General features: G+C 61.3%; 8 protein-coding genes and 2 pseudogenes. 5 read left to right on the top strand and 5 right to left on the bottom strand.

Going from position 1 to position 9,070, the window contains the following annotated elements; translation table 11 throughout:
* Nucleotides 1-225 precede the first annotated feature (225 nt).
* Nucleotides 226-1,068: pseudogene (gene ku, locus B6S44_RS09410) on the top strand (non-homologous end joining protein Ku).
* Here the strand turns inward: ku (B6S44_RS09410) and ku (B6S44_RS09405) are convergent.
* The 4 genes from ku (B6S44_RS09405) to B6S44_RS09390 all read right to left on the bottom strand — a co-directional run bounded on the left by ku (B6S44_RS09405) (nt 1,069) and on the right by B6S44_RS09390 (nt 5,508).
* Complete coding sequence (gene ku, locus B6S44_RS09405; RefSeq protein WP_129156650.1) at nt 1,069-1,857, bottom strand: non-homologous end joining protein Ku; 789 nt, start codon at nt 1,855-1,857, stop codon at nt 1,069-1,071.
* A 72-nt stretch (nt 1,858-1,929) separates the two neighbouring features.
* Nucleotides 1,930-4,554: a DNA ligase D gene (gene ligD / locus B6S44_RS09400; protein ID WP_129156649.1), complete on the bottom strand. Its 2,625-nt coding sequence runs from the start codon at nt 4,552-4,554 to the stop codon at nt 1,930-1,932.
* 476 nt (nt 4,555-5,030) lie between these two features.
* Complete coding sequence (locus tag B6S44_RS09395; RefSeq protein WP_126116638.1) at nt 5,031-5,240, bottom strand: hypothetical protein; 210 nt, start codon at nt 5,238-5,240, stop codon at nt 5,031-5,033.
* 58 nt (nt 5,241-5,298) lie between these two features.
* Entirely contained in the window at nt 5,299-5,508 is a 210-nt protein-coding gene (locus B6S44_RS09390) for a cold-shock protein (RefSeq protein ID WP_129156652.1), read from the bottom strand.
* A gap of 481 nt (nt 5,509-5,989) precedes the next feature.
* On the opposite strand from B6S44_RS09390, the gene ku (B6S44_RS09385) reads away from it, so the two are divergent.
* The 4 genes from ku (B6S44_RS09385) to B6S44_RS09370 all read left to right on the top strand — a co-directional run bounded on the left by ku (B6S44_RS09385) (nt 5,990) and on the right by B6S44_RS09370 (nt 8,493).
* Nucleotides 5,990-6,559 (top strand): non-homologous end joining protein Ku, encoded by a 570-nt coding sequence (gene ku / locus B6S44_RS09385; protein WP_129156648.1) that lies wholly within the window; start codon nt 5,990-5,992, stop codon nt 6,557-6,559.
* A gap of 270 nt (nt 6,560-6,829) precedes the next feature.
* Nucleotides 6,830-7,603: an exodeoxyribonuclease III gene (gene xth / locus B6S44_RS09380; protein ID WP_129156651.1), complete on the top strand. Its 774-nt coding sequence runs from the start codon at nt 6,830-6,832 to the stop codon at nt 7,601-7,603.
* Nucleotides 7,604-7,910: 307 nt separating this feature from the next.
* A complete protein-coding gene (locus tag B6S44_RS09375; RefSeq protein ID WP_129156647.1) occupies nt 7,911-8,105 on the top strand; it encodes a hypothetical protein in 195 nt (64 codons plus the stop codon).
* A gap of 163 nt (nt 8,106-8,268) precedes the next feature.
* Entirely contained in the window at nt 8,269-8,493 is a 225-nt protein-coding gene (locus B6S44_RS09370; RefSeq protein ID WP_129156646.1) for an autotransporter domain-containing protein, read from the top strand.
* A gap of 25 nt (nt 8,494-8,518) precedes the next feature.
* Here the strand turns inward: B6S44_RS09370 and B6S44_RS09365 are convergent.
* A pseudogene (locus B6S44_RS09365) lies at nt 8,519-9,040 on the bottom strand (IS30 family transposase); the annotation flags it as partial.
* Nucleotides 9,041-9,070 lie beyond the last annotated feature (30 nt).

Here is a 9,070-nt window from a genome sequence, read left to right as displayed (position 1 = left end):
TATGGCGTGGAATGCTCAGAATTATCGGCCGCAGTTTCTTGCTCATGGATGAACGCCGCCACGAGAAGCCGGCGTAGCCCGGCGTTTAAAGCCTTAGCGATGACGGCGTCTTCGTTCGACATCGGCCTGTCCAGTCTGCGCGTTAGGGTCTGGAACTGGAACCATCAGCATCGCCACCAAGTTCCTCCGTATCGTGGAATCACCAACGCACTTTGGGGAACATCGATGGCACCGCGCGCTGTTTGGAAAGGCATCCTCAAGATCGCCGAGGTGACCTGCCCGGTATCGCTGTACACGGCGGCGTCGACAGCGGAACGCATTTCGTTTCACACGCTCAACCGCAAGACGGGCAACCGCGTCCACCGCCAGTTCATCGATGAGGTCTCAGGCAAGCCGGTCGAGGCGGAAGATCAGGTCAAGGGCTATGACAAGGGGGATGGTGACTATGTCATCCTCGAGCCTGAAGAGATCGCCGCCGCGATCCCTTAAAGCGATAAAACCCTAACCGTCGAGACATTCCTGCCTTGCGGTGAGATCGACGATATCTTTTTCGACAAGCCTTACTATGTGGCACCGAGTACGCCTGTTGCGTCCGAAGCGTTCGCGCTAATCCGCGAGGGTATGAAGGGCCAAAAGTCAGCCGCCCTCGCTCGGACTGTGATCTTCCGGCGAATGCGCTCTATCCTAATTCGCCCGCACGGCAATGGGTTGATCGCGACGACGCTGAACTTCGATTACGAGGTGCGTTCGGCCGAGAACGCATTTAGCGACGTGCCCGCCATCAAGATCGATGACGAAATGCTCGAACTCGCCGAGCACATTATTAAGACAAAGGCCGGCGCGTTCGATCCCAAATCCTACGACGACCGGTACGAATCGGCATTAGCCGAGCTTGTCCAGGCGAAGATCGAAGGCCGAAAGATCAAGCCTCAGAAGCGGCCAGAGCCAACCAAGGTTGTGAATCTCATGGAAGCGCTGCGCCAAAGTGCAAATGCGAGCGGTGGCAAGTCCGCGACAAAGTCGAAGCCGGCCGCCAACAGTGAGGCGCCCCGCAAGAAGGCGAGCTGATCACTTCCGCTTCGGCTCAAGGCTCTTCTTGAGCGCGTCCATGATGCTGATGACGTTGCCCTCAGAGGCTTGACGCGGCGCCGCCTTTGCAGGTTTGCGCCCCTTCTGCTTGGCTTTAATGATCCCGAGCAATTCATCCTGCACGGGGTCCGTCGCCAGATCGGGAGACCAGTCTTTGGTGCGGGTCTTGATCAGCTTATCCATTAGGGGGCGCAGATCGGCCTCAGGCTCCGCCTTACCGATTCCGCCAAAATAATCCTTTTCGGGCCGGACCTCATCCCCATAGCGCAGCGTCCAAAGAACGATGCCGTTATCGCGAGCGTCGAGCAATACTGCGCGCTCACGGCGGTAGAGGACGACGCGCGAAATCCCCACAGTCTTGGTTCGCTTCATCGCTTCGCGGATGACCGAGAAGGCCTCCTCGCCAACCTTGGCATCGGGGACGAGATAATGCGGCGTATCGTACCAAATCCAGCCGACCGACGATCTTGCCGCGAAGATCTCGATATCGATCGTGCGCGTGCTCTCCAAAGCGACAGAGTCGAGCTCATCATCTTCGAGCATAACGTATTCGTCGTCGCCCTTGGGATAGCCTTTGACCTCGTCATCATCGGCGACTGGCTTACCGGTGACCGCATCGACGAACCGGCTCTGGATGCGGTTACCCGTCTTGCGGTTGATCGTGTGGAAGCGAACCTTGTCGCTTTCTGACCGAGCCGGCATCATCGCCACGGGGCATGTCACCAGCGACAGCTTCAGGTAGCCCTTCCAGAATGTCCGTGGCGCCATGGTCAGATGTCTCCCGATTCTCCCGGTGAACGCAGCGCCATAGCCGATCGTTCCGCGAGGTTTCCAAAGCGATCAGGCCGCCTCGGCGCGTTTCCCGAGTTTCTTGATAGCGTCCGCGATCGATCCCGCTGCGTCGTCATAACCGTCCCAAGCCTTGGTTTTCTTGAGCAGGCCAGGCAGGGTCCGCACCGTGTAACGGCTTGGGTCGAGACCGGATTTGACTTGCGACCATGTCAGCGGCATCGAGGCGTGGGCGCCGGGCCTGGCCCGAGGCGAGAGCGGGGCGACCGCCGTCGCCATGCGATCATTGCGAAGATAGTCGAGGAAAATCCGGCCGTTTCGCAGGCGCTTGGCCATGTTGACGACGTAGCGCGACGGCTCCTCGCTCGCCAATTCGGCACAGACCCCTCGGGCGAAATCCTTTGCGGCCGGCCAGCCGACCTTGCTGCGTTTTGCGGGCGCGAGCGGCGCAACCACGTGCAGGCCCTTTCCGCCAGTGGTCTTGCAGAAGCTTTCGAGACCGGGCGCAGCGAGCCTCTCGCGCATCTGCTTCGCGGCATCGATGACGTCGCCGAAGCTGACGCCTGGTCCCGGATCTAGATCGAAGACGAGGCGCCCTGGAACCTCAGGATCGCCGGGCACGCAGTTCCAGGGGTGCAGCTCGATGCCTCCGATCTGAGCTGCCGCGGCCAATGCTTCGATTCGATCGATTTGAAGATAGGGCTTCTTGTCGCCGAAAACGCGGACGAGCTCGAACAGGTTCGACGTGCCCATGCCGGCATGGCGCTGGAAGAACATCTCACCGTCGATGCCATCCGGTGCACGCACCAGCGAGCAGGGGCGCCCCTTGATATGCGGCAGCATCCAGTCGCCTACAGCTGCAAAATACTCGGCCAGATCCTGTTTGGTGACGGGACGACCATCCTCGGCATGTGGCCACAACGGCTTGTCCGGATGGCTGATGCTGACGCCGATTACATCGACCCTACCTCCGCGTCCGCGAGTGCGAGCTGGGCGCGGTTCTGGAGTTTCGATCTCGTCGGGATCGGCTGGTAGTTCAGTCTCGACCTCGTCGGCGGGCTTGTCTTCACGCAGGCCCTTGAAGGCCGCCTGCCGAACCATGCCATCGCCGGTCCAGCCGGCGAACTCGATCTCAGCGACGAGCTCGGGCTTTAGCCAAGTGACACCAGGCTCGCGCTTGGGAGCGCCAGCTCCGGTGAAAGGCGAGGTGTTCGCGGCCACTGCCTTCAGCCGCGGCAATAACGCATTGACCTTGGCGGCGCTGTAGCCTGTGCCGACCCGGCCGATGTAGACGAAGTGCGAGCCTCGATTGACGCCGACCAGGAGCGATCTGAACTTGCCTGCCGTCGTGGACCAGCCGCCGATGACGACCTCATGCCCGGCACGACATTTAGCCTTCGTCCATGTGTCACTGCGTCCGGAAACATAAGGCGCTTTGACGGCCTTCGAGACGATGCCCTCTAAGGACAATTTGCAGGCCGACTTTAGCACGGCGTCGCCGCCGGTTTCAAAATGCTCGACATAGCGAACAACAACACCGTCGGCATGCTCATCGAGATAAGTCTTTAGCTGCTCCTTCCGCTCGAGAAGCGGCTCTGCGCGCATATCCTTGTTCCTGTCGAAGAGCATGTCGAATGCAAAATAGACGAGATCCTGCGTCTTACCTTCGGAGATGGCGGCCTGGAGTGCCGCAAAATCAGGCGAGCCGTGGCCGTCGAGTGCGACGATCTCGCCGTCGATGATGGCATCGGGCAAGCCAGCTGCGGCCTTCGCAATCCCGCGAAATTTCGAGGTCCAGTCGAGCCCCTTGCGCGTCTTCAGGGTGACTTTGCTGCCTTCGATCCGCATCTGAACGCGGTATCCGTCGAACTTGATTTCGTGAACCCACCCATTGCCATTGGACGGCCGCTCGACGCTGCGGCATAGCTGGGGTGCGATGAAGGGCGGCATCTTGGCGGTCCGCGCTTGGTCTTTTGAAGCGGGTCTCTTCGCACTAGTTCTCTGCTTCGCCGCAAGACCCCTTCGGCTGTCCCACTCCGCATCCGGAGCCAGGACGTTCTCGGCAAGCAGGAATGGTTCCGGAGAGCGCCCTTTGCCCGCCGCTATCGCAGGCATCTTCCGGCCCGATGCCACCGAGGTCTCAGCTTTCAAAACCGCTTCGCCGTCACCATCGACCGCATGCTCATCGCGATGCTTGATGAGCAGCCAGTTGGTCCGCTTGCCACCGTCCCTATCGCTGCGCATGCGGACGAGGACGAAGCTGCCGTGAAGCCGTTTGCCCTTCAGGGTAAACTTCAGATCGCCTTTTTGCAGTTGGCGCTCGGCGCTGAGCTTGCCTTCTGGCTCCCAAAACCCGCGATCCCAGAGCTGGACCGTGCCGCCTCCATATTCCCCCTTAGGGATCGTCCCTTCGAAGTCGCCGTAAGCCAACGGATGATCTTCCACCTCGACGGCCAGGCGCTTGTCATGGGGATCAAGCGATGGCCCCTTCGTCACCGCCCAGGATTTGAAGACCCCATCGAGTTCGAGACGCAGGTCGTAGTGGAGCCTCGTGGCGTCGTGCTTTTGAATGACGAACCGCAAACGATCCGAGGACGCCACGGGCGCGTTGTCACTCGGTTCCTTGGTTTTCTGAAAATCGCGTTTGGCGCGATATGCTTGGAGTTTTCCGGCCACCGAGATGTCCTCTGTGACGACGTCAACGCATGCCGATTTTCAGGGTTCCATTCGTGCTAGGCGACGGCCGTAGCCAAGATCGTTCACGGAGCTCGGATCCGGCGCTCGGCGCTGGCGACTACTAACTGGTCGAGCGCGATAACGCCACATAGTTTGCCGATTGATAGATCGGAGGGCCAAATGTGCGGCAGGTTCAGCCAAGCTTACGCTTGGCCCCAGATCTACGCGTTCGGCCAACGTCTGGCGACCCCAGCCGAGCCAGCGTGCAATCAGCAGGCGCGCTACAATATCGGCCCAACGATGCTAATCGCGTGCATCCCGATGGGGAACTGACGCAACCCAATAACGGAAAGGCTGCTGTTGAATGTCCACGCCATGGGAGGGCAACAAGGCCGATATGCCAGCGCGATCTTTACCAATACTTCAGCGCGATGTTCGCTGCGGTTATCTTGGGGGTGGAATCGTATCCAGCTGGATCATTGCTTTGGCAGACGTTTCGCCTGCTCTTGACTGGCGCGGGCGAGCAGCGCCTCAAGCTCTGCGATTACAGTCGGCGGCAATCGAAGAGCGATATCCGCCTCCGCCTCAGTCGCAAACGTGATCAGAGAATCCTGCGTCGGGTCAGAGCTGACCTCGATCGCCACAACTTTTACGATAGGAATCTCGATAATTTGCTTATCGGCCATGCGGAGCGACCAGTGTAGCGGCCTCGCGCGTCCGGCGAGGCCGACCGGGTACCAGATGCTATTCGGCTTTCAAGTTCTCTGCAGATGACTTGCCGGAGCGCTTATCGGCGACGACCTCGTACGAGATCTTCTGTCCATCGCGCAACTCCCGGAGACCGGCACGTTCCACGGCGCTAATATGGACAAATACATCCTGACCGCCGCCGTCTGGCTGGATGAAGCCGAAGCCCTTTGTCGAGTTGAACCACTTCACGGTTCCGGTAGCCATGCTTCTCTCCCGTTGTTGAGTACCCGAGAATGCCGAGCGTCCGTTTGGGACGCAAGTCCGACCATCTGTGACCAACTCGCGGTTTCCTAGCAGGTGGCACATCCGAGCTGCATGTGTCGAAATCTCGACGCGCTGACGCATGATATTGAGCGTCCGCGTCGGATCACGAGCTAGTGACCTCATCTCCCTTTTTAGAATCGCAATGAACTGGGAGGCGCTTTCGCGGTTGCCGGTCTCCCGGTTCAGGGTGTGGAAGCGCACCTTCTCGCTTTCGGAAGTGGCCGGGCTCATGGCGACCGGACAGGTGACTAGCGAGATCTTGAGGTAGCCCTTCCAATAGGTGCGGGCGGGCATAACGACGCAACTCCGGCAACGAAACTGCCGATTCACTGCCCCGGCGTTGATTCAGTTCCCGAGCGTCGGAACCTGCCGGCCTGCACCGCATTGAATCGCTGGTGAGTTGCGTTGGGAGTGGCGTGCCATGGTCGCGGCGCGGGCGAACTGGAAGGGCTATCTGAAGTTCGGCGAGATCAGCTGCCCGGTGGCGCTCGACACAGTCGCCAGAGCCTCAGAGCGCATCTCATTCCATACGAGAAATTGCGATACCGGCCACCGCGTCAGACGCGAGTTCATCGACCCGGTTACGGAAGAGCCGGTCGAGCGCGAGGATCAGATCAAAGGCTTCGAAATCGGTGAGAACCGCTATGTCGAAGTCGAGGCGGACGAGATCGCCAATGCCGTGCCCGAGAGCAAGAAGCTGCTGGCAGTCTCCGCCTTCGTCCCGTGCAGCGAGATCGACACTGTCTTCTTCGACAAGCCCTACTACCTCGCGCCATCCGGCAAGATTGCCGACGACGCTTTTGCGGTGATCCGCGACGCCTTGCGCGCCAGCAAGGTCGGCGCCCTGGCGCATGCCGTGCTGTTTCGGCGCTATCGTGCGCTGATGGTCCGCGCCCATGGCCTTGGGCTCGTCGCCCCTACCCTGAACTTCGATTATGAGGTCCGCTCCGTGACAGAGGCGTTCGATGGCATTCCCAAGCTGAAGACCTGAAAGGAGATGCTCGAGCTCGCCAAGCACATCATCGAGACCAAGAAGGGGGAGTTCGACCCGTCGAAATTCAATGACCGCTACGAGGCGGCCGTCGCCGAATTGGTCAAGGCCAAGCTCGCCGGCAAGCCGGTCAAGGTCGCGAAGACGGCCAAGGCGCCGAAGGTGGTCGATTTGATGGAGGCGCTGCGGGCCAGCGTTGGGCAGGGTGCGCTAAAGGCTGACAAGCGCAAGCCGGCGAAGAAGGCGGCATATGTGGCAAGGCCAAAGCGGCTGCGGGTCGCGACGTTCAATGTCAATAATATCAACAAGCGGCTGCCAAATCTGCTCGCCTGGCTTGAGGCCACTCAGCCCGACATCGTCGCACTGCAAGAACTGAAGGCGAAGGACGCCGATTTTCCTGTCGGAGCCCTGCAGGCCGCCGGCTATGGCGCCGTCTGGCAGGGGCAAAAGACCTGGAACGGCGTCGCGCTGTTGGCGCGCGGCGCTGAGCCGGTGGTTACGCGCCGTCGCCTTCCCGGCGGCGAAGACGATGATCAGGCCCGATACATCGAGGCGGCCATCGCGGGCATCGTCGTCGCTTCGATCTACGCACCCAATGGCAATCCCCAGCCGGGGCCGAAGTTCGACTACAAGCTCGCCTGGATGAAGCGCCTCATCGCCCACGCCGCGGAGCTGAAGGCGGCCGGCGTGCCGGTCATTCTGGCCGGCGACTACAACGTTGCTCCGACCGCGATCGATATCTACCCGACCCGGTCCTGGGATGACGATGCACTGATCCAGCCGGCACCTCGCCGAAGTTTCCGCCGATTGTTGGATCAGGGTTGGACCGATGCAATCCGGCATCTGTTTCCGGATCAGCGCATCTATTCGTTCTGGACCTATTGGCGTGGCCGTTTCGATCGAGACCACGGGTTGCGGCTCGATCACATCCTCTTATCCGCTGATCTTGCCGGATGCCTGGTTGAAGCCGGAGTTCATCGTGATGAGCGCGGCCGGGACGGGGCGAGTGACCACGCTCCGGTGTGGGCTTTGCTAGAGCGCTGATACACGATCCTTTGGAACGAGCGGGACGCAGGACGACAAGCTGCGTCACTCCTCGTTCAAGGGGCTACGGTCGAAGGCGGGCGAGGCTAAGGGTCTTGCGGCTGGGCTGAGCGTCTGCTTCCGCACATTCCGGACGTCACATAGGTTCTCCCCGCCACCAGACGATCTGTTGCACGATTGCTGCAGGTCGCCTTTCTGAATTGGTGTGAACGGCTGTTCATTGCCTTGCCGGTGCCCTGGCGTAAGCCCTCCGCAGCGGCCGGGAACAAGACGTGGCTATGCCGATTTTCGACGGCGGATGGGCGGCTTGGCCCTGCGGCTGGCGCTGCTCGCCGGCATGGCGCTCGTCGCGCCCGCTTACGCGCAGGACGCGACCTGGCACACGGCGCCGGTCTCGACCAATTTCAATGCCGGCCTGAACTGGGACACCGGAGTGCGGCCGACCGACACCGCCTTCTTCGGCACGTCGACGATTACGAGCCTTCGTTCGCGAACAATGTGACCATCGGCGGGTGGACGTTCAACGCCAATGCCGCGAACTACAGCTTCAGCAACAACCGGACGCTCGAATTCACCGGAGCGGGTATCGTCGTCAACGGCGGCAGCGCGAGCCGGTCGCGGCCGCCTTCAGCGCCGACCTGCCGGGCCGCAGGGGCGCGGTCACGATGGCCGCTCCTCTGCCGCAGCCGCGCTATGTCTTCTGGGGCGAGGCCTTTGGCAGCGCCGGCAACAGCGATGCCGACGGCAATGCCGCGAGCATGAGCCGCCGCAGCGGCGGCGCCCTGCTCGGCGCCGACCTGATGCTCTATGACGCGCCGGGCTCGTCGCTGAAGGTCGGCGTCGCCGGCGGCTACAGCCAGTCGCGCTTCGACCTTGTGAGTTCTCGCTGAAGCGCGACTTGCGAGTGGGGTGATCCTATCCGACGGCCCGCATCTGGGCGAGGAGCTTCTGCCGGAAGACTTCGGCCGGCGTTCTGTAGCCAAGGCATTTTCGCGGCGTGGTATTCAGGTGCTCGCAAATCTCCTTCAGCTCCTGGTCGGTGATGGAGAGGGGATCGACGTCGCGCGAGAGCCATTTCCTGGCCCGAGCGTTCATGTTCTCGACGGTGCCCTTCTGCCAGGGCGACTGCGGATCGCAGAACCAGGTCTGCGATCCGATCCCGGCCTGGAGATAGGGCCAGTCGGTGAACTCCGTGCCGCGGTCGAAGGTGATCGAGCGGCGCGCGCGATGGGGCAGGGCCTGCAGTACGCCGACGAGCCGCTCCATGATCGGCCGCGATTGCCGATCATTGTTGCGTAGCAGAACGGCGAAGCGGCTGACCCGACCGACCAGCGCTGTCACATTCGCCATGCCGAACTTTTCACGGAACGGGATGAAGTCGCACTCCAAGTGCCCGAACTGCGTTCGGTCAGCGCAGACAAACGGGCGGCGCAGGGTGTTCCGCTCCCGGCGCAAGCGCTGGCACTA

It is taken from the genome of Allobosea sp. Tri-44 (assembly GCF_004123845.1).
Classification (GTDB): domain Bacteria; phylum Pseudomonadota; class Alphaproteobacteria; order Rhizobiales; family Beijerinckiaceae; genus Allobosea.
This window is presented reverse-complemented; position numbering and strand designations above follow the sequence as displayed.

Coding starts and splice junctions, on each gene's coding strand:
- B6S44_RS09395 (WP_126116638.1), bottom strand. CDS start 5,240: ATGGCCGATAAGCAAATTATCGAGATTCCTATCGTAAAAGTTGTGGCG.
- ku (WP_129156648.1), top strand. CDS start 5,990: ATGGTCGCGGCGCGGGCGAACTGGAAGGGCTATCTGAAGTTCGGCGAG.
- B6S44_RS09390 (WP_129156652.1), bottom strand. CDS start 5,508: ATGGCTACCGGAACCGTGAAGTGGTTCAACTCGACAAAGGGCTTCGGC.
- ku (WP_129156650.1), bottom strand. CDS start 1,857: ATGGCGCCACGGACATTCTGGAAGGGCTACCTGAAGCTGTCGCTGGTG.
- B6S44_RS09370 (WP_129156646.1), top strand. CDS start 8,269: ATGGCCGCTCCTCTGCCGCAGCCGCGCTATGTCTTCTGGGGCGAGGCC.